Source organism: Variovorax sp. 05N34 (assembly GCF_056397405.1).
Map to the genome: position 1 here is coordinate 136,239 of NZ_JBFTNI010000005.1, position 23,046 is coordinate 159,284.

At 63.2% G+C, this 23,046-nt stretch carries 27 protein-coding genes; 13 read left to right on the plus strand and 14 right to left on the minus strand.

All coding sequences use genetic code 11. The features are described 5' to 3' along the window. Positions 1–42: 42 nt before the first annotated feature. The 5 genes from AC1DMA_RS15285 to sucC form a co-directional block, all read right to left on the minus strand. Positions 43–696, minus strand: a complete 654-nt coding sequence (locus AC1DMA_RS15285) for an FHA domain-containing protein (RefSeq protein ID WP_478144733.1) — start codon at positions 694–696, stop codon at positions 43–45. A gap of 67 nt (positions 697–763) precedes the next feature. After that, positions 764–1,573: a Stp1/IreP family PP2C-type Ser/Thr phosphatase gene (locus AC1DMA_RS15290; protein ID WP_478127495.1), complete on the minus strand. Its 810-nt coding sequence runs from the start codon at positions 1,571–1,573 to the stop codon at positions 764–766. 16 nt (positions 1,574–1,589) lie between these two features. Then, positions 1,590–2,279: a TerC family protein gene (locus tag AC1DMA_RS15295; RefSeq protein WP_478127496.1), complete on the minus strand. Its 690-nt coding sequence runs from the start codon at positions 2,277–2,279 to the stop codon at positions 1,590–1,592. Between the two features lie 92 nt (positions 2,280–2,371). Next, entirely contained in the window at positions 2,372–3,265 is an 894-nt protein-coding gene (gene sucD, locus AC1DMA_RS15300) for a succinate--CoA ligase subunit alpha (protein WP_478127497.1), read from the minus strand. Between the two features lie 9 nt (positions 3,266–3,274). Continuing rightward, positions 3,275–4,441, minus strand: a complete 1,167-nt coding sequence (sucC, locus tag AC1DMA_RS15305; protein ID WP_478144734.1) for an ADP-forming succinate--CoA ligase subunit beta — start codon at positions 4,439–4,441, stop codon at positions 3,275–3,277. Between the two features lie 193 nt (positions 4,442–4,634). On the opposite strand from sucC, the gene argC reads away from it, so the two are divergent. Beyond that, positions 4,635–5,558, plus strand: a complete 924-nt coding sequence (gene argC, locus AC1DMA_RS15310) for an N-acetyl-gamma-glutamyl-phosphate reductase (protein WP_478144735.1) — start codon at positions 4,635–4,637, stop codon at positions 5,556–5,558. Between the two features lie 36 nt (positions 5,559–5,594). Here argC and recX read toward each other — a convergent pair whose 3' ends face one another. Further along, positions 5,595–6,044, minus strand: a complete 450-nt coding sequence (gene recX, locus AC1DMA_RS15315) for a recombination regulator RecX (RefSeq protein ID WP_478144736.1) — start codon at positions 6,042–6,044, stop codon at positions 5,595–5,597. A gap of 71 nt (positions 6,045–6,115) precedes the next feature. Then, positions 6,116–7,237 (minus strand): recombinase RecA, encoded by a 1,122-nt coding sequence (gene recA, locus AC1DMA_RS15320; RefSeq protein ID WP_478144737.1) that lies wholly within the window; start codon positions 7,235–7,237, stop codon positions 6,116–6,118. 145 nt (positions 7,238–7,382) lie between these two features. On the opposite strand from recA, the gene AC1DMA_RS15325 reads away from it, so the two are divergent. The 3 genes from AC1DMA_RS15325 to AC1DMA_RS15335 all read left to right on the plus strand — a co-directional run bounded on the left by AC1DMA_RS15325 (position 7,383) and on the right by AC1DMA_RS15335 (position 10,203). Then, complete coding sequence (locus AC1DMA_RS15325) at positions 7,383–7,868, plus strand: MarR family winged helix-turn-helix transcriptional regulator (protein ID WP_478144738.1); 486 nt, start codon at positions 7,383–7,385, stop codon at positions 7,866–7,868. 51 nt (positions 7,869–7,919) lie between these two features. Next, the gene (locus AC1DMA_RS15330) at positions 7,920–8,594 is read left to right on the plus strand and encodes a response regulator (protein ID WP_093165483.1); all 675 of its coding nucleotides are present in this window, start codon (positions 7,920–7,922) and stop codon (positions 8,592–8,594) included. A gap of 142 nt (positions 8,595–8,736) precedes the next feature. After that, positions 8,737–10,203 carry a sensor histidine kinase N-terminal domain-containing protein gene (locus AC1DMA_RS15335; RefSeq protein ID WP_478127503.1) on the plus strand — a complete coding sequence of 489 codons (1,467 nt, stop codon included), beginning with the start codon at positions 8,737–8,739 and terminating at the stop codon, positions 10,201–10,203. On the opposite strand, the gene AC1DMA_RS15340 is transcribed toward AC1DMA_RS15335, so the two are convergent. Genes AC1DMA_RS15340 through AC1DMA_RS15350 form a run of 3 tightly spaced genes read right to left on the minus strand, consistent with a single transcriptional unit; the run spans position 10,200 to position 11,841 of the window. After that, positions 10,200–10,391 carry a sporulation protein gene (locus tag AC1DMA_RS15340; RefSeq protein ID WP_478127504.1) on the minus strand — a complete coding sequence of 64 codons (192 nt, stop codon included), beginning with the start codon at positions 10,389–10,391 and terminating at the stop codon, positions 10,200–10,202. The genes AC1DMA_RS15335 and AC1DMA_RS15340 overlap by 4 nt on opposite strands. Further along, on the minus strand, positions 10,388–11,185 hold the full coding sequence (locus tag AC1DMA_RS15345) for a biotin--[acetyl-CoA-carboxylase] ligase (protein ID WP_478127505.1): 798 nt from the start codon (positions 11,183–11,185) through the stop codon (positions 10,388–10,390). The genes AC1DMA_RS15340 and AC1DMA_RS15345 overlap by 4 nt, the downstream gene beginning before the upstream one ends. A 2-nt stretch (positions 11,186–11,187) precedes the next feature. After that, a complete protein-coding gene (locus AC1DMA_RS15350; protein ID WP_478127506.1) occupies positions 11,188–11,841 on the minus strand; it encodes an SET domain-containing protein in 654 nt (217 codons plus the stop codon). An 85-nt stretch (positions 11,842–11,926) separates the two neighbouring features. Between AC1DMA_RS15350 and AC1DMA_RS15355 the strand changes: the two genes are divergently transcribed. Both AC1DMA_RS15355 and AC1DMA_RS15360 read left to right on the plus strand, forming a co-directional pair. After that, entirely contained in the window at positions 11,927–14,854 is a 2,928-nt protein-coding gene (locus tag AC1DMA_RS15355) for a DNA topoisomerase III (RefSeq protein ID WP_478144739.1), read from the plus strand. A 14-nt stretch (positions 14,855–14,868) separates the two neighbouring features. Further along, positions 14,869–15,033, plus strand: a complete 165-nt coding sequence (locus tag AC1DMA_RS15360; RefSeq protein ID WP_478144740.1) for a hypothetical protein — start codon at positions 14,869–14,871, stop codon at positions 15,031–15,033. Here AC1DMA_RS15360 and AC1DMA_RS15365 read toward each other — a convergent pair. Further along, the gene (locus AC1DMA_RS15365) at positions 15,030–15,911 is read right to left on the minus strand and encodes a gamma-glutamyl-gamma-aminobutyrate hydrolase family protein (protein ID WP_478127509.1); all 882 of its coding nucleotides are present in this window, start codon (positions 15,909–15,911) and stop codon (positions 15,030–15,032) included. The genes AC1DMA_RS15360 and AC1DMA_RS15365 overlap by 4 nt on opposite strands. 179 nt (positions 15,912–16,090) lie before the next feature. On the opposite strand from AC1DMA_RS15365, the gene AC1DMA_RS15370 reads away from it, so the two are divergent. Next, positions 16,091–17,146 (plus strand): sugar phosphate isomerase/epimerase family protein, encoded by a 1,056-nt coding sequence (locus tag AC1DMA_RS15370; protein ID WP_478144741.1) that lies wholly within the window; start codon positions 16,091–16,093, stop codon positions 17,144–17,146. A 17-nt stretch (positions 17,147–17,163) separates the two neighbouring features. Here AC1DMA_RS15370 and AC1DMA_RS15375 read toward each other — a convergent pair whose 3' ends face one another. Continuing rightward, positions 17,164–18,225, minus strand: a complete 1,062-nt coding sequence (locus AC1DMA_RS15375; RefSeq protein WP_478144742.1) for a S1C family serine protease — start codon at positions 18,223–18,225, stop codon at positions 17,164–17,166. 198 nt (positions 18,226–18,423) lie between these two features. Then, complete coding sequence (locus tag AC1DMA_RS15380) at positions 18,424–18,588, minus strand: hypothetical protein (protein ID WP_478144743.1); 165 nt, start codon at positions 18,586–18,588, stop codon at positions 18,424–18,426. Positions 18,589–18,596: 8 nt separating this feature from the next. On the opposite strand from AC1DMA_RS15380, the gene AC1DMA_RS15385 reads away from it, so the two are divergent. From AC1DMA_RS15385 to AC1DMA_RS15405, 5 genes are all read left to right on the plus strand, one after another. Continuing rightward, positions 18,597–18,845, plus strand: coding sequence for a hypothetical protein (locus AC1DMA_RS15385; protein ID WP_478127512.1), 249 nt, complete (start codon positions 18,597–18,599; stop codon positions 18,843–18,845). Between the two features lie 57 nt (positions 18,846–18,902). Next, positions 18,903–19,172, plus strand: a complete 270-nt coding sequence (gene infA, locus AC1DMA_RS15390) for a translation initiation factor IF-1 (protein ID WP_028249914.1) — start codon at positions 18,903–18,905, stop codon at positions 19,170–19,172. An 8-nt stretch (positions 19,173–19,180) separates the two neighbouring features. Then, a complete protein-coding gene (gene dbpA, locus AC1DMA_RS15395) occupies positions 19,181–20,587 on the plus strand; it encodes an ATP-dependent RNA helicase DbpA (RefSeq protein ID WP_478144744.1) in 1,407 nt (468 codons plus the stop codon). A 34-nt stretch (positions 20,588–20,621) separates the two neighbouring features. Then, positions 20,622–20,792 (plus strand): hypothetical protein, encoded by a 171-nt coding sequence (locus tag AC1DMA_RS15400; protein ID WP_478127514.1) that lies wholly within the window; start codon positions 20,622–20,624, stop codon positions 20,790–20,792. 103 nt (positions 20,793–20,895) lie between these two features. Beyond that, a complete protein-coding gene (locus AC1DMA_RS15405; protein ID WP_478144745.1) occupies positions 20,896–21,216 on the plus strand; it encodes a hypothetical protein in 321 nt (106 codons plus the stop codon). 11 nt (positions 21,217–21,227) lie between these two features. Here AC1DMA_RS15405 and AC1DMA_RS15410 read toward each other — a convergent pair whose 3' ends face one another. Further along, positions 21,228–21,908 (minus strand): TetR/AcrR family transcriptional regulator, encoded by a 681-nt coding sequence (locus AC1DMA_RS15410; protein WP_478127516.1) that lies wholly within the window; start codon positions 21,906–21,908, stop codon positions 21,228–21,230. Positions 21,909–22,104: 196 nt separating this feature from the next. Between AC1DMA_RS15410 and AC1DMA_RS15415 the strand changes: the two genes are divergently transcribed. Next, entirely contained in the window at positions 22,105–23,025 is a 921-nt protein-coding gene (locus AC1DMA_RS15415) for a c-type cytochrome (protein ID WP_478144746.1), read from the plus strand. Positions 23,026–23,046 lie beyond the last annotated feature (21 nt).

Here is a 23,046-nt window from a genome sequence, read left to right on the forward strand (position 1 = left end):
TGCCGGCGGCGCCCGCGGGTTGCCGTGTCCCGCGGAAAAAGGTCAGGCGACGACGAACTGCATTCGAGTACCGCCCAGCTCGAGCACGTCGCCGTCTTGCAAGGCAACCGCTTCGCTGCCGAGCGGCTCGCCATTGAGCACGGTTCCGCCATCGATGGGCGCCACGACATAGCCGTGCAAGCGCCGGGTGACAGCCGCCACGGCGACGCCGGGCTTGCCGATGGTCGTGACGACCTTCTGGAGGGAGAGTTCGCGTCCGGCGCCGCTGCCAGAAAGGACCCGGATGACCGCGACACCGGCGGTGCCACCGCCAAGGGGAGACTGGACGGTCGGCGCAGATGAGAGGGGGATGGGGCCGGACGGAACGGGCGGGACCGTGGCCCGGACAGCAGCAGCGTTCTCGGAGCCGCCCGTTGCGAGATAGCGAACTTTGTACTTGCCAACCTCGATGATGTCGTTCTGCTCGAGCGCCTGCTTCTTGATGGCACGGCCGTTGACGTAGGTACCGTTGGTGCTGTTGAGATCTTCCAGATAGACATCGCCGCCAATCAAGTGCAGCACGGCATGTTCGCCGCTGATGGCGAGATTGTCGACCACGATGTCGTTATAGGGCCGGCGGCCCAGCGTGGTCCGGTCCTTGGCAAGCGTCACTTCCTTGATGACGACGCCGTCGATCGACACGATCAATTTCGGCATGGCCGACTCCTGGATCTCATTTTTCTATTCACAGTAGGTCCCTGCGGCGACGGTCCCTTGATCTTGGCTATCCAGGTTCCTCGGACGGTCCGCTTCCGCTCGCTCGGGCCAGGACAACGGAAATGTTATCCCGTCCCCCATTCTCGTTCGCAGTTGCAACCAAAAGTGTTGCCTTTTCGGGCAGTTCTATATTCTGTAACAAAAGTGTGAAAAGCTGCGCGTCCGACACCATCTCGCTCAAGCCGTCGGAGCAGAACAAAAAGAGGTCGCCCGCCCGAACGCTGTGCTCGTGCATTTCGAGTTCGACGTGGCGCTCGATACCCAGGGCCCTCGTCACGAGATTGCGGTGCGGCGACTGGATGGCCTGCTCTGGCGTGATCGCCCCCGCGTCGAGTTGCTCCTGCAAAAGGGAGTGGTCGCGCGTCAGCAATTCGAACTTTTCTCCGCGGAGCCGATAGCAGCGGGAATCGCCGATGTGGCCGACGATGGCTCGCTGCTGCCCGAAAGCGGCCAGCACCAGGGTCGTCCCCATGCCTTGCAATTGGAGGTTCGCGATGCCGGCTTCGAGAATGGCCGCATTCGCCTCGTCGGTGCCGGCCTGCAAGGCTCGGCGAACCGCCTTTGGGTTTGCCTGGGGGCCAGCGTGCGCCAGCCATCGGCCGAAGCTGGCTTGCAGCAGCGCGATCGCCATGCCGCTGGCGACTTCACCGCCGTTGTAGCCGCCCATTCCGTCGGCCAGGAGAACCAGACCCAGCGAGGCATCGAAGGCGATGGTGTCCTCGTTGTTGGCGCGTATCCGCCCGGCGTCGGTGAGGGCGGCGAAATCCCAGGTCAAAGTGCCGATGTCCGGAGTTGCTGGTGCGCCCAAGTTCGCCATGGTCGTGAGTGGGTGATCAGGCGATCAGCTTTTCAGCGTGTCCGCGGCGTTGAAGCCACCGGCCAACCAGAACCACGAAGATGGCACCGGTGATCGCGGCGGCGTAATGCAGCCACGGGTTGTTTGCCTGGACGTCGGCGAGGATGGTGTCGCTGACGATCGTCTCGCCGCCGACCCAGCCGATCAGCGCTGCGCCGAGCATGACGATGATGGGAAAACGTTCCATGAGCTTGATCATGAGCGTACTGCCAAAAATCACCAGCGGAATACTGATTGCCAGTCCGAGGATCAGCAACACCATGCTGCCCTGGGCCGCTGCCGCGACGGCAATGACGTTGTCCAGGCTCATGACGAGGTCGGCCAGCAAAATGGTTCTTACCGCCGCAAACATGCTGCCGTATTCCTTGTCCTCGCCGCCATCGTCTTCCTCTTCGCCGAGCAACTGGGTGCCGATCCACAACAGCAACGCGCCGCCGACGATCTGCAGATAAGGCAGCGCCAGCAACTTGGCCGCGACGACCGTGAGAATAATGCGCAGAACCACTGCGGCCCCGGAACCGAACAGCACGGCCGTGCGCTGCTGCTGGGGTGGAAGCGAACGCGCCGCCATCGCGATGACGACGGCGTTGTCGCCCGAGAGAATGATGTTGATCCAGACGATCTTGACAAGACCGATCCAGAAGTCCGCGGTTTGCAAAAGTTCCATGTCTCAAGCCACGTGTTATTGATTGAAAAAGCGCCCGCAACCTGAATTGCGGGCGCTTTTTCTTGTGTGGTTCACACCGCTAGGCGCGATTATCAGATAAGTGCCTTCAGGCGCTTGGCGAGCTCAGAGAAGTTGCGCGTCACGGTGAATCCGCATTCTTCCATGATGGCCAGCTTGGCGTCCGCTGTATCAGCGCCGCCGGAAATCAGCGCGCCTGCATGACCCATGCGCTTGCCGGGAGGGGCAGTCACGCCGGCAATGAAGCCGACGATCGGCTTCTTCATGTTGTCCTTGCACCAGCGTGCCGCGTCGGCTTCGTCGGGGCCGCCGATTTCGCCGATCATGATGACGGCGTCGGTGTCGGGATCGTCGTTGAAGGCCTTCATCACGTCGATGTGCTTGAGCCCGTTGATCGGGTCGCCACCGATGCCGACAGCGCTCGACTGGCCAAGACCGATTTCGGTCAATTGCGCCACGGCTTCATAGGTGAGCGTGCCCGAGCGGCTGACCACCCCGATACGGCCCTTCCGATGAATGTGGCCGGGCATGATGCCGATCTTGATTTCGTCGGGCGTGATCAGGCCGGGGCAGTTCGGGCCGAGCAGCAGCGTCTTCTTGCCGCCGGCGGCTTCCTTGGCCCTCATCTTGTTGCGCACTTCGAGCATGTCGCGAACGGGAATGCCTTCGGTGATGCAGATCGCCATGTCCAGGTCGGCCTCGACGGCTTCCCAGATCGCGGCGGCAGCGCCAGCCGGCGGCACGTAGATCACGGACACGGTCGCGCCGGTTTGCGTGGCGGCTTCCTTGACGGAGCCGAAGATCGGGATGTTGAAGATCGACTCGCCGGCCTTCTTCGGATTCACGCCGGCCACGAAGCAGTTCTTGCCGTTCGCGTATTCCTGGCACTTTTCAGTGTGGAACTGACCGGTCTTGCCGGTGATACCTTGCGTGATGACTTTGGTGTCTTTGTTGATGTAGATCGACATGACGTTTCCTTAGGCTTTCTTGACTGCTGCCACGACCTTCTGGGCCGCTTCCGCCATGGTGTCGGCGCTGATGATCGGCAGGCCGGAATCGGCCAGCAGCTTCTTGCCTTCGACTTCGTTGGTGCCCTTCATGCGCACCACCAGCGGCACCTGCAGGTTCACGGCCTTGCAGGCTGCGATGACGCCGGTTGCGATGGTGTCGCACTTCATGATGCCGCCGAAGATGTTGACGAGGATGGCCTCGACGTTCTTGTTCTTCAGCATGATCTTGAAGGCTTCGGTCACCTTCTCGGGTGTGGCGCCGCCGCCGACGTCCAGGAAGTTGGCCGGTTCGCCACCGAAGAGCTTGATGGTGTCCATGGTTGCCATGGCAAGGCCGGCGCCGTTCACGAGGCAGCCGATGTTGCCGTCGAGGCTGATGTAGGCGAGATCGAACTTGCTGGCTTCGACTTCGGCTGCGTCTTCCTCGTCGAGGTCGCGCAGCGCCACGATTTCGGGATGGCGGAACAGCGCGTTGCTGTCGAAGTTGAACTTGGCGTCGAGCGCGACGACGTTGCCCTTGCTGTCACGGTTGAGCGGGTTGATCTCGACCAGCGAGGCGTCCGTTTCCATGTAGCAGGTGTAGAGCTTCTTGAGGACGTCCACGGCTTGGGCCGTAGAGTCTGCCGGCATGCCGATGGCATCGGATATCTTCTTGGCTTGCGCGTCGCCGAGGCCGGTGAGCGGGTCGACGAATTCGGTGACGATCTTCTCGGGCGTGGAGTGGGCCACTTCCTCGATGTCCATGCCGCCCTCGCTGGAAGCGATGATCGCGACCTTTTGCGTCGCGCGATCGGTCACGACCGAGACGTAGTATTCCTTCTGGATGTCCGCGCCGTCTTCGATGTAGAGGCGGCGCACCTTCTGGCCTTCAGGACCGGTCTGGTGTGTCTTGAGCTGCATGCCGAGGATGTCGCCGGCCAGCTTCTTGACGTCTTCGATCGATTTGGCGACCTTGACGCCGCCGCCCTTGCCGCGGCCGCCCGCGTGGATTTGGGCTTTGACGACCCAGACGGGGCCGCCGAGCTTCTGAGCGGCTTCGACCGCCTCCTGCACTGTGTACGCCGGAATGCCACGGGGCACAGGCACGCCGAACTTGGCAAGAATTTCCTTGCCTTGGTACTCGTGAATCTTCATGAGGGTGTCTCTCGGAACGGGGTTTGGAGATCGGGAGAAATTGTGGCTGTTGTCCGCGGGCCACGGCGCCTGGCGGCGGGGGCGGCGAACAGCAGAGGACTGTATCATGGTGCGCCGCACCAAGGGCCGCCCCTTGCGCTGTGGTCAATACGTAGTTACTCCAGAGACGTCAGAGCTTTTTCGAGGCCCTCCCATGCCCAAGGTCTTCATTGATGGCGAAGCCGGCACGACCGGCCTGCAGATCCGCGAGCGGCTCCAGTCGATGCCGCACATCGAACTCGTGAGCATCGCCCCTGAGCTCCGAAAAGACGTCGCCGCAAAGCGTGAGCTGATGGCAGGCGTCGATCTCGTGGTGCTCTGCCTGCACGACGACGCCGCACGTGAATCAGTGGCCTTGATCGATCAACTCGAAGGCCGCCGTCCCAAGATCATCGACGCCTCTACCGCGCACCGTACGGCGGAAGGCTGGGTGTTCGGATTTCCAGAGCTGGTGGCCGGCCAGAAGGACGCCGTCGCCAAGGCCGAGCGCGTCGCCAATCCGGGCTGCTACGCGACGGGCGCCATCGCGATCGTTCGCCCGCTGGTGGACGCCGGACTGCTTCCACCCGGGTTCCCGATCGCCCTGCCCTCGGTCAGCGGCTATTCCGGCGGCGGTCGGACCATGATCGAAGCGTACGAAGCAGGCGCCGCGCCGGCTTTCGAAACCTATGCGCTCGGACTCAAGCACAAGCATATCCCCGAGATCATGAAATACACCGGCCTGACCCGCCGGCCCGTGTTCATTCCCGCAGTGGGCAACTTCAAGCAAGGCATGCTGGTCCAGTTGCCGCTGCACCTCGATGACCTGCCCGGCCGCCCGAAGGCGAGCGACCTGCACGACGCTCTCGCCTCGCACTACGCCAAGAGCAACACGCCGGAGCAGTTCGTGAAGGTGTTGCCGCCGAGCTCGGATGGCAAGCTCGATCCGCTGGCCCTCAATGACACCAATCAGCTCGAGATCCGCGTGTTCCCGAATGAAGACCATCGGCACGCCGTCGTCATCGCCCGGCTCGACAACCTGGGCAAGGGCGCTAGCGGTGCGGCGGTCCAGAACCTGAAGCTGATGCTGGGGATCTGAACCGATCCTGGCTTTGCAGCCTCCCGGCGCGGCGGCTCACTCGTCCGGGTCGTAGCGCAACACCCTGGAGACCACGGCGCCGGAGAATCCGCGCGCCAGCAAGAATCGCGTCTGCTTCGCGCGTTGCGTTGCGTCCTGCGGGAGCGCATCGAAGCGGCGTCGCCAGACTTCGCGGGCGCGGTCCAGCTCGCTGCCCTGCAGGCTCGCGACAGCCTCCGCGACTGCTTCGGGTGCGATGCCCTTGTGAAGCAATTCCTGGCGCACTCGGGCAGCGCCATGCCTTGCGGCACGCTGATGCAGAACCGACTGCACCACCCTCGCCTCGCTGATGAAATCCTTGGCGGTCAGCTCGTCGAGCGCGAGTGACAGCTCGCCCGGCTGCTCTTCGTACTTGGCGAGCTTGCGTTCGAGCTCCGCGCGTGAATGCTCACGTTGGCTCAACAGGCGAAGCGCGCGGCCCTTGAGGGATGGTGCGGCAAAGGCCATGGCATGAATGATCGCTGCGGTTCATAACCGCGCCCGCCGCGTCGGGCGAGCGCTGCTGCGGAGGAGCCGCCCTACTTCCCTGCCTTCTCGGCTTTCTCGGCCTTCTCTGCTTTTTCGGGCTTCTCAGCCTTTTCCGCCGACGCGTCGGGTGTCTCGGCCAGAAGCAGCGGAATGCCGAGCGATTCGCGCACCTTGTTCTCGATCTCGCGCGACAGCTCGCGGTTTTCGCGCAGGAACTCACGCGCGTTGTCGCGGCCTTGCCCGATCTTTTCGCCGTTGTAGGCGTACCAGGCGCCTGACTTGTCGACGATCTTGGCGGTCACGCCCATGTCGATGATCTCGCCTTCGCGGCTGATGCCTTCGCCGAACAGGATGTCGAACTCCGCGGTCTTGAAGGGCGGCGAGACCTTGTTCTTGACCACCTTGACCTTGGTTTCGTTGCCGATCGCCTCGTCGCCCTTCTTGATGGTTCCGATGCGGCGGATATCGAGGCGCACGGAGGCGTAGAACTTCAGGGCGTTGCCGCCGGTGGTGGTTTCGGGCGATCCGAACATCACGCCGATCTTCATGCGGATCTGGTTGATGAAGATGACCATGCAGTTGGTCTTCTTGATGGTGGCCGTGAGCTTGCGCAGCGCCTGGCTCATGAGGCGAGCCTGCAGGCCAGGCAGGGAGTCGCCCATTTCACCTTCGATTTCGGCCTTGGGCGTGAGCGCGGCGACCGAGTCGACCACGATCAGGTCGACCGCGCCGGAGCGCACCAGTGAATCGACGATTTCGAGAGCTTGCTCGCCGGTGTCGGGCTGGCTGATGAGCAGGTCGGACAGGTTCACGCCGAGCTTCTGGGCGTATTGCACGTCAAGTGCGTGCTCGGCATCGACAAAGGCGCAGGTGCCGGCCTGGCGCTGCATTTCGGCGATGACCTGGAGCGTGAGCGTGGTCTTGCCCGAGGATTCCGGACCGTAGATCTCGATCACCCGGCCGCGCGGCAGGCCGCCGACGCCAAGCGCGATGTCCAGACCCAGCGAGCCGGTGGAGACCACCTGGATGTCTTCGAGCGCTTCGCCCTCGCCCAGACGCATGATCGTGCCCTTGCCGAACTGCTTTTCGATTTGGGCCAGCGCGGCCTGCAGAGCCTTGGCTTTTTCGCTGTTGGGGGCCGAAATACTTGTGCCCTTGACGATTGCGTCCATGTAAAAACTCCTTGAATATCAACGGGTTGTGTTGGATTCATCCACTCTGCTTTTAATCACAGGCTGGATGCTTGAACAGTAGTGTAGAGGTTGATTCGCGGTCGATCTCGTGTTTTTTGGTCAGTTTGGTTTACTATCGTCCGGCATGAATGACATGATTTTTCCCATCGACCACGATGCCTGGCGGCAAACCCACCTGGGCCGGCTTCTGGGCCACGCCATGCGCCGCTTCGATGAACGCGTTCTCGCATTGATGGCCCACGACGCGGACGTGCCGCTGGCGCTTTCCAATCTCGCGGCACGGGCGCAGGTGAGCGCGGCCCATATCCACATCACGCGGCATCTGGCGCGCGAAGGCTCGCGCCTCACGGAGCTCGCCGAGCGAGCAGGAATGACCAAGCAGGCCATGGGCACGCTGGTCGACCAATGCGAGGCGTGGGGCCTCGTGACCCGCAGCGCGGATCCACTCGACGCACGCGCGCGCCGCGTGATGTTCACCTCGGATGGGCTGGCATGGCTCCAGGCATTTCGAAACGCGGTCGCACAGGCCGAAGCAGAGTTCCGGGCGAGCGTCGGCGATGACGTCGCCACCGTGGTAACCATCGGACTCGAAGCCTATGCCGCGTCCTAGAATTCCCGATAGGGCGGCGGCCGGTGCAAGCTGCGATGTCTGGAGGCTGGGATGCGAATACTGATTGCGGAAGATGACCAGGTGCTGGCCGATGCGCTGCTGCGAAGCCTGCGAACTTCCGGCTCGGCGGTCGATCATGTGGCGACCGGCTCGCAGGCCGACGCCGCATTGATGACGAACAGCGAGTTCGATCTACTCATTCTCGATCTCGGCCTGCCCAATATGCATGGCCTGGAGATTCTCAAGCGACTTCGCGCACGCGGCTCGCAACTGCCGGTACTGGTGCTGACCGCAGCCGACAGCGTCGAGGAAAGAGTCAAGGGCCTCGACTACGGCGCGGACGACTACATGGCCAAGCCCTTTTCGCTGCAGGAACTGGAAGCACGCGTGCGTGCGCTCACGCGCCGCGGCATGGGCGGCACGAGCAACGCCATCAAGCACGGTCCGCTGGTCTACGACCAGGCCGGCCGCGTTGCGACCATCGACGGCAAGATGATCGAACTGTCGGCGCGCGAACTGGGCCTTCTCGAAGTGCTGCTCCAGCGCGCCGGGCGGCTGGTGAGCAAGGATCAACTGGTCGAACGCCTGTGCGAATGGGGCGAGGAAGTCAGCCTCAACGCGATCGAGGTCTATATCCACCGCTTGCGCAAGAAAATCGAGAAGGGCCCGGTGCGTATCGCCACCGTCCGCGGCCTCGGCTACTGCCTCGAAAAAATCCCCTCCTGATGCCCCATGGCGCCCTGACGTCAATGGCCTGCGCAGCCAGGCCCATTGGTGAAACACCGCGGAACCGGCTCCGCCGGGCCGCTGGTGTTGCCCCCGGCAGGGGGTGGGCGGCCACACGAAGTGGGCAAGCCTGGGGGCGAGCGTGAAGCTCTTCCAGCGCGCGCAGCGCTCTCTCTTCGGCGAGATCCTCGACTGGATGCTCACGCCGCTCCTGCTGCTGGTGCCGGTCAGCATCGGGGTCACCTGGCTGGTTGCGCAGGGCATTGCCAACGCGCCCTTCGACCGCGCACTCGAATCCAATATCCAGACGCTGGCGCGCATGGTCGAGGTCGATCAAGGGCGCGTCAAGTTCGTGCTGCCGCAGCCGGCACGCGAGATCCTGGGTGGTGATGACGTCGACCGCGTCTATTACCAGTTGCTCGATGCGCACGGCACGCTGCTGAGCGGCGATCCGGACGTGCCCTTTCCGTCCAGCGACGATCCGCCAACACCCGGCGCGGTGTACCTGAGCAGCAGCGACATCCATGGGCGACAGGTTCGGGTGGCCTCGCTCTGGATAGCCGGCAGCAGCCCCGACACACCGGTGGCGTTGCTTCAGATGGCCGAGACGCGCGAGAAGCAGTCGGTGCTCGCCACAGAAATCATCAAGGGCGTACTGTTGCCGCAGTTCGCGATCCTTCCGCTGGCGGTGCTTCTGATCTGGTTGGCGCTCGTGCGCGGCATCAAACCGCTGTCGGTGGTCGAGGCGCGCATTCGCGAGCGCCGGCCTGGAGACCTGAGTCCGTTGGACGAATCCTCGGTGCCGCTCGAAGTCGTGCCGTTGGTCCTGTCGGTGAACGATCTCCTGAGCAAGCTCAACGATTCGATCGGCACGCAAAAGCGCTTTCTTGCCGATGCAGCTCACCAGCTGAAGACGCCCCTCGCAGGACTTCGCATGCAGGCCGATCTTGCACAGCGCGAAGGCGCCAATGCGGACGAACTGAAGCAGTCGCTCAAGCAAATCGGCCGTGCCAGCGTGCGTGCGACGCACACGGTCAATCAGCTCCTGTCGCTCGCGCGCGCGGAAAGCAGCGGCGCCAACATCGGCCGCCAGCCCTGCGACCTCGCACGGCTCACCATCGAGGTCGTGCGCGAGGCCGTACCCCGGGCGATCGACAAGCGCATCGACCTCGGCTATGAGGGCGCCGAGCCGGGCGCACCGGGGGTGGGGATCGACGGCAATCCGACCCTGCTCAAGGAACTGATCCGAAACCTGCTCGACAACGCCATCAACTACACGCCCTCGGCGCCCGAGCGCCCAGGGGTGATCACTGCGCGAGTGCTGGCGGATCCTTTCGGCCGGATCGTCGTCGTGCAAGTCGAGGACAACGGCCCGGGCATTGCGGAGAGCGAGCGCGAGCTGGTGTTCGAGCCCTTCTACCGTGTGCTCGGCAACGAGGCGGACGGCTCAGGACTTGGTCTGCCCATCGTGCGGGAGATTGCACGCCAGCACTTTGCGACGGTGCGACTGGAAGACGCGCATCCGGGACAGCATCCACCAGGCACGCTCGTCAGCCTGCGTTTCGACGGAAACGAAAGTGAACGGCACGCCGTTCGCTTGAGCAGCTAAAGGGCTGTGCTCGCGGCGTTCTTGCGAATTTCGAGCAATTGCGGTCGCACTTGCTGCTGCAGACGCTGAGGTTCGCGCTCATCGAAGCGCGCCGGCTTGGCACCGAAGACAGCAAGCCCACCGTGCGACCACGCGTAGTAGCCCAAGTTGGCCAATAGCAACGCCACCACCAAGAGGCGCACTTTCATCGGGACGGACGAGCAGGCCGCACGCTGACTTCAGCGCTGGTGATGGTCTTCATGCCGTCGGCTGTCCGCACCAACAGCTCACCGCCCCAGCCGACGCCTTCGCACTGGCCCTCGGTGCCGTCGCTCAGGCACACATCGCGGCCACGAAGAATGTCGCGCGCTGCGAACCGCGACGCAAAAGGCACGAAGCCTCGTTCGTCGAATTCGCGGACGCTGTGCACCAGCGGCACCACGATCTCGCGAAGCACCTCTCCGGCTTTGGCAAGCGGCTGCCACTCCTGGAGCCAGGCTGGTGCGGTGCTGAATCCGGCCGCCTCGCGCGGACCGATGTTGATCCCGATGCCGATCACCAGATAGCGCTCGGCCGCGTCGGGAGTGAGCAACGCGGTTTCGATGAGGATGCCGCCGAGCTTGCGGTCGCCGACCCATAGGTCGTTGGGCCATTTCAGCGCGAGCCCCGCCGCATTTGAAGGGTCCAGGCTTTCGGCAACGCTCACGCCAACGGCAAGCGACAGGCCCGACCAGTCTCGCGGTGCCAAGGGCAGCCCGAGCGAGAAGGTCAGTGATGCAGGCTCGCCCGTGCTTTGCGCGCTTTGCCAGTTGCGGCCCAAACGCCCCCGGCCGGCAGTCTGCCGTTCGGCCACCAGAAGCATGGGAGACCGGCGTCCATCGCGCGCTCGGCGCATCAATTCGCTGCTGGTGGAGTCGATCTCGGCAACGACTTCCACCTTCAGGCCCGGCAGCGACTCTGCCAGTGCGTGCGCGATCTCGTCTTCGAACCAGCGTGCAGCCATGTTCAGCCCTTGTTGGACTTGGCCTTTTGCTTCTTCGGATCCTTGCGCGCCTTGCCCTTCCCTGGCTTCTCGGGTTTGTCCTTCTTCTTCGCGGCGCTTTTTGTCTTGGCGTCCTTGACGTTCTTCGCGTTCTTGGCGTTCTTCGCGTTCTTCTTGGCGCCCTTGTCCTTCTTCTTGCCCTTGCCACCGCCTTTCGGCGCCAGCAGAGTGCCTCGGCAATTCTCCGAGCCGCACCAGCACGGGAAGTCCGCCTTCAGCTTTTCTGTATAGGGTTCGTCGATGACAAGGCCGTAGTCGTAGCTCAGTTCTTCGCCGGCGGCGATATTGCGCAGCGCCTTGATGAAGACACGGCCGTCCTGTTCGTCGGCCTCGCAGCTTGGGTCGCAGGAGTGATTGATCCAGCGCGCCGCATTGCCCTTGACGCCGCCATCTATCACATGGCCGTCATCGATATGAAAGTAGAACGTGTGATGGGGCTGGGCCGGGTCATGCGGATGGCGGCGCAGCGCTTCCTTCCACGTGATGACTTCGCCCTTGTATTCGATGAGCGTCTCGCCCTCCGCGATATCCTGCACGGCGAAGACGCCGTTGCCATGGACGGCCGAGCGCCGAGTCTGAATGCGACGGCCGCTGGAAACAGGGGACTTGGAAGGCATCGGCGAAGTCTGATAGTTTGAATATGTACGCATGCGCGTGCGCGTGCGCACGCGAGAAGCGCCAGATTGTAAGGATGACTTGTCAATGAAGACTTTGGTGATTGCAGAGAAGCCGTCGGTGGCCCAGGACATCGTGCGCGCGCTCACGCCCGTGGCCGGCAAATTCGACAAGCACGAGGAGCACTTCGAAAACGAAAAGTATGTCGTGACGAGTGCGGTGGGCCACCTGGTCGAAATCCAGGCGCCCGAGGAGTTCGACGTCAAGCGCGGCAAATGGAGCTTCGCGAACCTGCCGGTGATTCCGCCACGGTTCGACCTGAAGCCGGTCGACAAGACCAAGACCCGCCTCAATGCGGTGGTCAAGCAGGCCAAGCGCAAGGACGTGACCCAGCTTGTGAACGCTTGCGACGCGGGCCGCGAGGGTGAGTTGATCTTCCGGCTGATCGAACAATATGCCGGCGGCAAAGCAACGCTCGGCAAACCCGTGAAGCGGCTCTGGCTGCAGTCGATGACGCCGCAAGCCATTCGGGAGGGCTTCGACCAGCTGCGCACCGAGCAGCAGATGCGGGGCCTGGCCGACGCCGCGCGTTCACGGTCCGAGGCTGATTGGCTGGTCGGCATCAACGGCACCCGTGCCATGACGGCGTTCAATTCGCGCGATGGTGGTTTCTTTCTCACCACCGTGGGCCGCGTGCAGACCCCAACGCTTTCGGTGGTGGTCGAGCGCGAAGAAAAGATCCGCAAGTTCGTCAGCCGCGACTATTGGGAAGTGCATGGCAGCTTCCTGGCCGAAGCCGGCGAATACCCCGGCAAGTGGTTCGATCCTGCCTGGAGGAAACCGCCGCCCGGCCCTGATGGCGTGGCCGACCCTGAACAACGTGCCGACCGTGTGTGGAACGAGCGCGATGCCCGTGAAATTGCCGAAGCCGCACGCGGCAAGGTCGCGAGCGTCACCGAGGAAAGCAAGCCGACCACCCAGGCGTCGCCGCTGCTGTTCGACCTGACATCGCTGCAGCGCGAGGCCAACGGCCGCTTCGGCTTCAGCGCCAAGACGACGCTGGCGCTGGCGCAAAGCCTCTACGAGCGTCACAAGGCGCTGACCTATCCGCGTACCGATTCGCGCGCGCTGCCCGAGGACTACCTGCCTGTCGTGAAGCAAACCATGGGCATGCTCGCCAACAGCGGCATGCGGCACTTGGCGCCCTTTGCACAGCAGGCGATCGACGGCAGCTACGTCAAGCCTTCCAAGCGCATCTTCGACAACGCCAAGGTCAGCGATCACTTCGCGATCATCCCGACCTTGCAAGCGCCTAGCGGCCTCTCGGATGCCGAGCAGAAGCTCTATGACTTCGTCGTTCGACGGTTTCTTTCGGTCTTCTTCCCGAGTGCCGAATACCAGGTGACGACACGCATCAGCACTGTCGAGCATGCGGGCAAGAAGTATCCGTTTCGCACGGACGGCAAGGTGCTCGTCAAGCCGGGTTGGCTCGCGATCTATGGCAAGGAAGCCCAGGACGACGAGAAGGAAGACGACAAGGACGGCAAGCGCCTGGTGCCGGTCAAGCCTGGCGAAATGGTCAAGGTCCAATCCGCTGAACCCAAAGGCCTGAAGACGCGGCCGCCCGCGCGCTATTCGGAAGCCACGCTGCTCGGCGCCATGGAAGGCGCAGGCAAGACCATCGACGACGACGAACTGCGCGAGGCGATGCAGGAAAAAGGCCTTGGCACGCCAGCGACTCGCGCGGCCATCATCGAAGGCTTGCTGGCCGAAAAGTACATGTACCGCGAAGGCCGCGAGCTGATTCCGACCGCCAAGGCGTTCCAGCTCATGACGCTGCTGCGCGGCCTCGGCGTCGAGGAACTCTCCAAGGCAGAGCTCACCGGCGAGTGGGAATACAAGCTTGCGCAGATGGAGCACGGCAAGCTCAGCCGGGAAGCCTTCATGCGCGAAATCGCCGAGATGACGGAGCACATCGTCAAGAAGGCCAAGGAATACGACCGCGACACCGTGCCGGGGGACTACGCCACGCTTTCGACGCCCTGCCCCAACTGCGGCGGCGTGGTGAAAGAAAACTACCGCCGCTACACATGCACCGGCAAGCCTGGCCAGGAACCTTGCGGCTTCTCGTTCGGCAAGTCGCCTGCCGGGCGAACCTTTGAGGTCCAGGAAGCCGAGCAGTTGCTGCGCGAAAAGCACATCGGCCCGCTGGAAGGCTTCCGCTCGAAGGCGGGTTGGCCTTTCACGTCGGAGATCATCCTCAAGTTCGACGAGGAAGCGAAGAACTGGAAGCTCGAGTTCGATTTCGGTGACGACAAGAACGCCGAGACGGGCGAGATCGTCGATTTCAGCGGCCAGGAGTCACTGGGCGCCTGCCCGAAATGCGGCGCACGCGTGTTCGAACACGGCAGCAACTACGTTTGCGAAAAGTCGGTGCCGACCAACCAACAACCCACGCCGACGTGCGATTTCAAGACCGGCAAGATCATTCTTCAGCAGCCCGTGGAACGAGCGCAGGTTGAGAAGCTGCTCGCCACCGGCAAGACCGACCTGCTCGACAAGTTCGTGTCGATGCGCACGCGCCGCGCGTTCAAGGCTTTCCTGGCCTGGAACAAGGAAGAGGGCAAGGTGACTTTCGAGTTCGAGCCGCGCACCAGCAAGTTCCCGCCGCGCAAGACTTTCACCAAGGCAGCGCCCGCCGCCAAGAAGACTGCCGCGCCTGCGAAGACCGCGGCAAAGAAGGTTGCAGCCAAGAAAGCCGCCGCCCCCAAGGCGCCGCGCAAGCCCGGCGCGGGACTCAAGCCGAGCGACGCTTTGGCCGCGGTGATCGGTGGGGAACCCGTGGCCCGGACCGAAGTCATCAAGAAGCTATGGGACTACATCAAGGCCAACGGCCTGCAGGATTCGACGAACAAGCGCGCGATCAACGCCGACGCAAAGCTCAAGCCCGTGTTCGGCAAGGATCAGGTCACGATGTTCGAACTGGCCGGCATCGTCGGCAAGCATCTGAGTTGAAAACGGAGATCCGCATGAAGCGAATTTTTGCCGCGCTGCTTGCAACCAGCGTCGTATGCCTGCTCACTGCCTGCGCAGGGACGGGCGGCGGCGCCAGTGCCGGCGGTTCCAGCAGCGGCGTCACGGTATTCGGTACCGTCGACGCGGGCGTCAGCAGCTACAAGAACCAAAGCCGCTAGCGCATCAGCAGTGCCTGGCGCAGCAGGCGCGCCGCGCGGTTGCGGATGCGGCCGGGGGCAGTGCGCAGCGGCCCCTTGGGGCTGACCTTGGCCGTGGCGCAAGCCCACAGGAAATCCTCCAGGATGGCGGTGTCGTTGAGCGTGTCTGTGGCGCCGTACTTGTGAAACTCGGGATGCCATTGGGTCGCCGCAATGTAGCTGCGCCCCCGGTCCGGCCGGCGCCGGATGGCTTCGGCCACGTGATCGGGAATGCTCCATGCATCGACTTCGAACCCAGGCGCGAGGTCCTTTACGCCTTGGTGATGGATGCTGTTGACGCGAGTCGTTTCCATTCCCGGATAAAGCATCGACAGGCGTGATCCGGGCGTGAGGCGGATTTCGTGAAAATTCTGGTCGTAGGCCACCGGATCACGATGCCGCTGCGCGTTGGGGTGCTGCGCCTCGATGTCCTGGTAGAGCGTGCCTCCGAAGGCCACATTGATCAGTTGCAGCCCCCGGCAGACGCCGAAGATCGGCTTGCCAGCTTGCTCGAAAGCCTCCACCAGCGCCAGATCGTAGAGGTCCCGGATGCGGTCACCGTTCCATGCGTCCTTGAGCGGCACTTCACCGTAGCTTCCGGGCCAGACGTCGGAGCCGCCATGCATGACGACGCCATCGAGCCATTCGGCGTAGTGCGACAGCTTGGTGTCGCCGCGCGCCGTTTCGCCGGTCGGGCATGGAACCATCACCACCATCGCGCCGGCGGACATCAGCCAGTGCGCAATTGACTGCTCCACATATTGCAGCGTCTTGTTCGTGAACAAGGAGCGCTCGGGGTCGGCGTGGGAGAAGCAGGCGGACAGGCCGATCTTGAGGCGCCCGGAAACCGTTTGTGACATCGCTCTTCGGGCTGCCGCGTATGCCGCGTCGCCCCCAGGTAGACAGAAAAACCATTGTGAAACCTTCCACCGCCCAGCGCACACGCGAACCCCCTATCGAGCGTGTCGGACGGTGCCTTGCGTTGCGTGGACGCAAAACAAGTGCATCATTTGCACCGATCGAACCTAGGAGACCACCGATGAAGACCATCAAGGGGCCGGCGATTTTTCTGGCTCAGTTCGCCGGGGACACTGCGCCATTCAATTCGCTCGAAGCTATTGCAGGCTGGGCCGCGAATCTTGGCTACAAGGGCGTCCAGATCCCCAGTTGGGACGTCCGCATCTTCGATCTCAAGAAAGCGGCGGAAAGCAAGACTTACTGCGATGAGGTGAAGGGCACGCTGGCAAGCCACGGGCTCGAGGTCACGGAGCTTTCAACCCATCTTCAGGGACAGTTGATCGCGGTGCATCCGGCCTACGACGCCGGGTTCGATGGTTTCGCCGCGCCGGAGGTCCGCAACGATCCGGTCAAGCGCCAGAAATGGGCGGTCGAGCAACTCCACTATGCCGCCCAGGCATCGGCCAACCTAGGCTTGACGGCTCACGCGACCTTCTCGGGGGCACTGGCATGGCCTTATCTCTATTCATGGCCGCCTCGCCCGGCCGGCCTGATCGAGGAGGCCTTCGACGAACTCGCCCGGCGCTGGAAACCGATCCTCGACCGCTTCGACGATGTGGGGGTCGACGTCTGCTACGAGATCCATCCCGGCGAAGACCTGCACGACGGCGTGACCTACGAGATGTTCCTCGAGCGTGTGAACAACCATCCGCGCGCCTGCCTGCTCTATGACCCGAGCCATTTCGTCCTCCAACAACTGGACTACCTCGCGTACATTGACCACTACCACGACCGGATCAAGATCTTTCACGTGAAGGATGCGGAGTTCAATCCGACGGGCAAGCAGGGTGTCTACGGCGGCTTCCAGTCGTGGATCAACAGGGCCGGGCGCTTTCGCTCACTGGGTGACGGGCAGGTGGATTTCGGCTCGATCTTCTCCAAGATGGCTGCCTACGACTTTCCGGGATGGGCGGTGCTGGAATGGGAATGCTGTCTGAAGCATCCCGAAGACGGTGCCCGGGAAGGCGCGGAATTCATCGCTCAGCACATCATCCGGGTGGCCGATCGTGCGTTCGATGACTTCGCAGCAGGCGGTATCGACAAGGCCGCCAACAAGAAAATCCTGGGAATCAACTGAGCCGACGAAAGCGCCGGCTATATGCCTTGAGGTTTGCGGAGGGTCCGCATGCGATCCACCGCATGCACCGTGATCTTCCGTACTTCCGATCCTTGTTGCACGGTGAGCTCGACATCGCCTTCGGCGCCCGGCCGCTTCCAGAGCTGCTTGTAGAAGGCTTCCAGCGTACTGACCTGAACGCCGTCGATTTCCAGCACCACGTCGCCGGGCTGCACGCCTGCCTCGAGCGCGGGGCCGGAGCGATCCACACGCACGATTTGCACATGCCCCCCGCGCTCCGACGAGGACACGCCCAACCATGGCCTGGTGCTCGCGCGCGTGGTGCCGGTCGCTTTCATCTCCGACAACACAGGCCGCAGCAGCTCCACCGGGACGAACATGTTTCCCGGCAAGGCCTCGTCCGGCCCGCCGGCTTCCAGGACGAACAGACTTCCGATACCGAGCAGCTCTCCGTTGCTGTTGAAGAGCGATGCCCCGCTGTGGTTTGGCACCGGCGGACTGGTGAATATCGCGGCGTCAATGTAGTACTCCCAGTAGCCCGAGAACGGACGTGTACCGGTCAGACGCGTGAATCCCACCTCTGTGCCGCTGCTGCCGCCGGTGGCGACGAGGAGCGGCTGCCCCAACTTGAGCGAGGCAATGCCGGCAAGCGGCACAGGCTCGATGCCGCGCAGTGGCACCAGCGGCCGGATCAGGCCGAATCCGGTCGCGAGGTCATACGCCACTTGTCGCGCCGGCAAGACGTGATCGTCCTGCGTGACGACTTCGATCGTTTCAGCTTCGAGCAACAAATAGCCGATCGTGAGGATCAGTCCGTCGGATCCGATGACGACGCCGGACCCCGAGCGCCGCTGGCCAAGGCTGTCGGCCGAAGTGGCACCCTCCGTTGCGGTGACGTTGACCAGGACAACCGCGTCGCCAGCGCGCTTGAGCGCACGAATCTGCGCGTTCATCGCGGCCTTGTCGGGGACTGATGTTGCCGCGATCGCTGCCGGGCAGAAGAAGATCAAACCGACCGCGAGCATGCAGCCATACCATCGAACGAGCGAAGATCGGGTGCCTGATCGCTGAACTTGCATGGCCGCGCTCCTCGGACGTTGTACTTGCCATCGTGCGTCGCAAGCGCGTCACACGCAAGTCGTGTCACAAGATTGAAATAGCAACTGTTGTGCCAGTCGGATAGAATGCCGGGTTCGTTTCGATACCACGACGAAGCATTTCGTCAAACTCGCCGGCTGGCCTGGAATCCCCAGGCCCTTTTAAAAGCAAGCCGGCTCTTACAGTGTGTTGGTGCGCCAGACCGGGCGCCCATGATTGCCACCACTGCCTTCGTACTTGTTGAAGCGAATAGCGCGCTGTCCGCCCCGGTGGGCGCCATCCGGCCCGGCCTGCGCTCGTTTTTTCAAATATTTTTCAGCGTAGCGCGAAATCGTGTTGCGCAAGGCTTTCGATGGACATCATTCAACACAGCATCGCGGTGGGCAAGTACCTAGTCTCGCCGCTCATCAAGGATCTGGACGACGGGCGCTTTGCGGCGTCTGTATCGATCCGCTCAGGCCGCGGCAGCGGCATGCATGACCGGGTCATGCGCTTCACCCCACGTTTTGCCAGCCGCGCCGCAGCGGTGCGCTACGCCGTCGACGAAGGCTTGGGCTGGGTGCGCGAACGCAGCGCCCCACCTGTGCATTGCGCCGCTTGAACCGGCCGACCATTTTCCTGTCCAATTACGACAAACATATTCAATCAAAGGTAATTCATGCCCAAGGAAGAACTGATCGAAATGAACGGCGCAGTCACGGAAGTGCTGCCTGACTCGCGCTACCGCGTGACCCTCGACAACGGCCACCAGCTGATCGCTTACAGCGGCGGCAAGATGCGCAAGCATCACATCCGCATCCTGGCCGGCGACAAGGTGTCGCTGGAGCTGTCGCCCTATGACCTGACCAAGGGCCGCATCACGTTCCGCCATCTCGAGCGCCGTGGTCCGCCGCCGGTCAATTCCGGCAACAACTCGCAGCGTCGCTGATCCTCTCCGTGACCGGTCCGGCCACCGATTTCGCCACGCTGCCGCTTTCGCCAGAAACGCTGGCGAACCTGACGCAGCTCGGGTACTTGCAGATGACGCCGATCCAGGCGGCAAGCCTGCCAGTGGCCCTCCTGGGCAAGGACCTGATCGCGCAAGCCAAGACCGGTAGCGGTAAAACGGCTGCCTTTGCACTGGCGCTGTTGGCCAATCTCAATCCGAGGCGCTTCGCGGTCCAGGCGATGGTTCTGTGCCCGACACGCGAATTGGCAGACCAGGTGACGACGGAAGTACGCCGCCTCGCCAGGGCCGCCGAAAACATCAAGGTGATCACCCTGTGCGGCGGCGTCGCACTGCGCGGGCAACTCGCCAGCCTCGAACACGGTGCACACATCGTGGTCGGCACCCCCGGCCGCATCATGGACCACCTCGATCGCGGCAGCCTGAACCTCGAAGCGCTCAACACGCTGGTGCTCGATGAAGCGGACCGCATGCTCGACATGGGCTTCTTCGACGACATCGCCAAGGTCGCACGGCTCTGCCCGAAGGAACGACAAACCCTGCTGTTCTCGGCGACCTACCCCGAAGGTATCGCCAAGCTCAGCGCGCAGTTCATGAAGACGCCGCAGCAGATCACGGTCGAGGCCCAGCACGACGGCGCCAAGATCCGCCAGCGCTGGTACCAGGTCAAGGATAGCGAGCGGCTGCATGCCGTGAGCTTGTTGCTTAACCACTTTCGTCCTTCCAGCACGCTCGCCTTCTGCAACACCAAGCAGCAGTGCCGCGATCTGGTTCAGGTGCTGCAAAGCCAGGGCTTCAGCGCCTTGGCATTGTTCGGCGAGCTGGAGCAGCGCGAGCGAGACCAGGTGCTGGTGCAGTTTGCCAACCGCAGCTGTTCCGTTCTGGTCGCCACCGACGTCGCGGCGCGCGGTCTCGACATTGCACAACTCGAAGCAGTGATCAATGTCGACGTGACCCCCGATCCCGAGATCCACATTCACCGCATCGGCCGCACGGGCCGCGGCGACGCGGAAGGTCTGGCGCTCAGCCTTGCCAGCATGGACGAGATGGGCAGCGTCGGAAAGATCGAGCAGTTGCAAGGCCGCGAATCCGAATGGCATCCCCTTTCCGAGCTCACTGCCGGCCCGTCCGGCGACGCTGATCCCCTGCGGGCCCCGATGGCCACGCTGCAGATCATCGGTGGGCGCAAGGAAAAAATACGCGCCGGCGACGTCCTGGGCGCCCTGACCGGCGAAGCCGGCTTCACGCGCGAACAGGTCGGCAAGATCAACGTCAACGAGTTCTCCACTTACGTGGCGGTCGACCGGCGCATTGCCCGCGAAGCCGTGCACAAGCTTTCCACTGGCCGCGTCAAGGGCAAGACCGTCAAAGTGCGGCTGCTCGACGATGTGGCTTAATTACGTCCTTCGATTTTTTTCACCAGAGCTTTCCATGCCCAACAAAATCCGCACCGAGGCAGACCGCATTGCCACCCCCAAGCCCGTTCCGATGCCCGGCTACAGCCTTCCCAAGATGGGTGGCGGCCAGAAGGTAAGCCTGGAGCGCGGCACCGCCACTCGCAGCAAGAAGAACCCCGGCAAGCGCGCCAAGAAGGGCGGCTGATCGGTCGGGGGCCCGTTGCGCCAGTCGCACCGTCTGGCGCAGCAATCTCCTGAAACGCGCCTACGGGCGCGTTTTTCATTGGATTTCCCGCACCCCTTCCGACATGTCTGACGACTACCAGATCGACATCCCGCCTTCGTTCTTCGCCGTCTACACCGATTATCGGCAGCGGCTCAGCGAACCGATTGCCATCGTTCGTTCACGCTACGAGGTGTGCGAGGACCTTGCCAATCATCTGGTGCAGCACGCGCAAATCTTGCACCACGTCGAAGTGCCGTCCGAAGAAGAGATCCTGTTGCGGATTCATGCGGGCCTGAGTTCGCCCGACGCGGGTGTGTCATCGGCCGAAGCTCTTTGGATCGTGCGGCGCTTGGCCGAATTGCTTGGGTGGCACTCTCCGGCATGGGACCCGTCCGAGCCCTGAGCTGAGCGCCGTCAGGCGGCCCGGCGCTTCGACCCGGCCGCGCTCTTTGCCTTCACCGAGGGTTTGTCGGCCATTGGCGGGAAGGGCGGCAAGGGCCGGCTCGCGACCTCCTTTGCTTCGGCCAGCTCCATGCCCAATCCCCGCAACACACAGTTCGCCACATCACGTCCGTGATTCGCGGGCGCGGCGCCATAGATGACCGTGCGCATCGCCTGCTGGACGCTGCCGTTGATCATGTCCATCGCGGCTGTCTCGCTGGGCACGCGGAAAGCCTTCTGCCTGACGCCGAGGCGCAGGTCGGCCAGCGCGTAGTCACGCACCTCGGCGAGAAGCTGCGGCGCCGCGGCCGCGATCTCCAGCATCATCAGTGCCCATTGCGGGCTCTCTTCCGCCAGCCAGATGTAGCGCCGAACGCCAATGGCCATGCGCTGGGCGCCTTCCTGAATGCTTTGCTGACTGTCCGTGATCCGGCGGCAAAGCGTGTCCGCGAGAAGCAGCGCCACTGCGCTGGCCACCTCGTCCTTGGTCTTGAAGTGGTTGTAGACGGTGCCGGTCGCCATACCGGCGACCGCCGCGATCTCCTGAATGGTGGCTTCGACATAGCCGCGCGCGCCGAAAACCTTGATTGCAGCCTGCACGAGCTGCACGCGGGTGCGCTCGCGCTTGAGCAGCCCGGGCTGCGCGCGCCACACACTTTCGGCCAGTGCATCTGGCAAAAGCGATATTGACGCTCCGCCGAAATTTACGCCATCATCCATTTTTGAACACGCAATCCAAATTTAAACCATACATCAACGAACGGGAGTTTGCCATGTCTCACAAAAAGTTGGGCGCCGGAGCGGGCGCCCGCAAGGTCGCGAATCCGCCACGGCTGCCGAAGGACCTGGCATGACGGCCCCGACGGGCCGGACCGGCAAACGGTGGCTGAAGCGGATCGCTCTGGCGCTGGTGATCATGGTCGCGCTCATTGCAGCGGCGCTCTTCGCCGGCGATCAGCTGGCGCGCTACAAGATGCAGCGCAAGGTCGACGTCGTCGTGCAGGGCGTCGCGTTCCGCGACGATGCAGCCGCTATCGAACGGGGGCGCTATCTATTCGCATCCCGAGGATGCGTCGACTGCCACGGTGCCAAGGCAAATGGCGCTGTGTTCCTCGACGATGGCAAAGGCATGCGAATCGCCGGCCCGAACATCAGCCCCGGCCCCGGGAGCGTCGTGGCAGGCTACAAGCCGGAAGATTGGGAGCGCTCCATCCGGCATGGCGTCAATCCGGTGGGGAGGGCGCTGATGGTGATGCCGAGCGAAGACTACAACCGGCTGACCGACGACGATCTCGCCTCACTCGTCGCCTACCTCCGGCACACCGAGCCCGCCACGGGCGGTGGTGCGGTGGTCGAACTGCCTTTGCCGGTTCGCGCCTTCTACGGCTTCGGCGTGGTCAAGGACGCAGCAGCCAAGATTGATCATTCACGGCCGCCCGAGCAGCCGGTGCCTGACGGGGTGACAGTCGTCCACGGCGCCTACGTGGCGAACATGTGCCTCGGCTGCCATGGCGCCAAGCTCAACGGCGGCAAGATCCCGGGCGGCCCGCCCGACTGGCCCGCAGCAGCCAACCTGACGCCCGGCGAAGGTTCGGCCATGGCCCGCTACGCTGACGTAGAGACTTTTGCGCGTCTCTTCAAGACGGGCAATCGCCCCGATGGCACGGCGGTCAAGGTGATGCCCTTCGGCTCACTGCGCGAGATGAGCGAGATGGACGTGCAAGCGTTGCATCTGTACCTCAAGACTTTGCCGCCGACGCCGCACGGCTGATGACGCGAAGCGCGGCTTTGC

Excerpts from the sequence above, each read along its gene's own strand:
- recX (WP_478144736.1), bottom strand. The coding sequence starts at position 6,044 with ATGGCCTTTGCCGCACCATCCCTCAAGGGCCGCGCGCTTCGCCTGTTG.
- AC1DMA_RS15295 (WP_478127496.1), bottom strand. The coding sequence starts at position 2,279 with ATGGAACTTTTGCAAACCGCGGACTTCTGGATCGGTCTTGTCAAGATC.
- AC1DMA_RS15365 (WP_478127509.1), bottom strand. The coding sequence starts at position 15,911 with ATGTCACAAACGGTTTCCGGGCGCCTCAAGATCGGCCTGTCCGCCTGC.
- sucC (WP_478144734.1), bottom strand. The coding sequence starts at position 4,441 with ATGAAGATTCACGAGTACCAAGGCAAGGAAATTCTTGCCAAGTTCGGC.
- AC1DMA_RS15350 (WP_478127506.1), bottom strand. The coding sequence starts at position 11,841 with ATGCCTTCCAAGTCCCCTGTTTCCAGCGGCCGTCGCATTCAGACTCGG.
- AC1DMA_RS15355 (WP_478144739.1), top strand. The coding sequence starts at position 11,927 with ATGAAGACTTTGGTGATTGCAGAGAAGCCGTCGGTGGCCCAGGACATC.
- AC1DMA_RS15340 (WP_478127504.1), bottom strand. The coding sequence starts at position 10,391 with ATGAAAGTGCGCCTCTTGGTGGTGGCGTTGCTATTGGCCAACTTGGGC.
- AC1DMA_RS15415 (WP_478144746.1), top strand. The coding sequence starts at position 22,105 with ATGACGGCCCCGACGGGCCGGACCGGCAAACGGTGGCTGAAGCGGATC.
- infA (WP_028249914.1), top strand. The coding sequence starts at position 18,903 with ATGCCCAAGGAAGAACTGATCGAAATGAACGGCGCAGTCACGGAAGTG.
- AC1DMA_RS15285 (WP_478144733.1), bottom strand. The coding sequence starts at position 696 with ATGCCGAAATTGATCGTGTCGATCGACGGCGTCGTCATCAAGGAAGTG.
- sucD (WP_478127497.1), bottom strand. The coding sequence starts at position 3,265 with ATGTCGATCTACATCAACAAAGACACCAAAGTCATCACGCAAGGTATC.
- recA (WP_478144737.1), bottom strand. The coding sequence starts at position 7,237 with ATGGACGCAATCGTCAAGGGCACAAGTATTTCGGCCCCCAACAGCGAA.
- AC1DMA_RS15290 (WP_478127495.1), bottom strand. The coding sequence starts at position 1,573 with ATGGCGAACTTGGGCGCACCAGCAACTCCGGACATCGGCACTTTGACC.
- AC1DMA_RS15370 (WP_478144741.1), top strand. The coding sequence starts at position 16,091 with ATGAAGACCATCAAGGGGCCGGCGATTTTTCTGGCTCAGTTCGCCGGG.
- AC1DMA_RS15330 (WP_093165483.1), top strand. The coding sequence starts at position 7,920 with ATGCGAATACTGATTGCGGAAGATGACCAGGTGCTGGCCGATGCGCTG.
- AC1DMA_RS15405 (WP_478144745.1), top strand. The coding sequence starts at position 20,896 with ATGTCTGACGACTACCAGATCGACATCCCGCCTTCGTTCTTCGCCGTC.
- argC (WP_478144735.1), top strand. The coding sequence starts at position 4,635 with ATGCCCAAGGTCTTCATTGATGGCGAAGCCGGCACGACCGGCCTGCAG.
- AC1DMA_RS15325 (WP_478144738.1), top strand. The coding sequence starts at position 7,383 with ATGAATGACATGATTTTTCCCATCGACCACGATGCCTGGCGGCAAACC.
- AC1DMA_RS15385 (WP_478127512.1), top strand. The coding sequence starts at position 18,597 with ATGGACATCATTCAACACAGCATCGCGGTGGGCAAGTACCTAGTCTCG.
- AC1DMA_RS15375 (WP_478144742.1), bottom strand. The coding sequence starts at position 18,225 with ATGCAAGTTCAGCGATCAGGCACCCGATCTTCGCTCGTTCGATGGTAT.
- AC1DMA_RS15360 (WP_478144740.1), top strand. The coding sequence starts at position 14,869 with ATGAAGCGAATTTTTGCCGCGCTGCTTGCAACCAGCGTCGTATGCCTG.
- AC1DMA_RS15400 (WP_478127514.1), top strand. The coding sequence starts at position 20,622 with ATGCCCAACAAAATCCGCACCGAGGCAGACCGCATTGCCACCCCCAAG.
- AC1DMA_RS15345 (WP_478127505.1), bottom strand. The coding sequence starts at position 11,185 with ATGGCTGCACGCTGGTTCGAAGACGAGATCGCGCACGCACTGGCAGAG.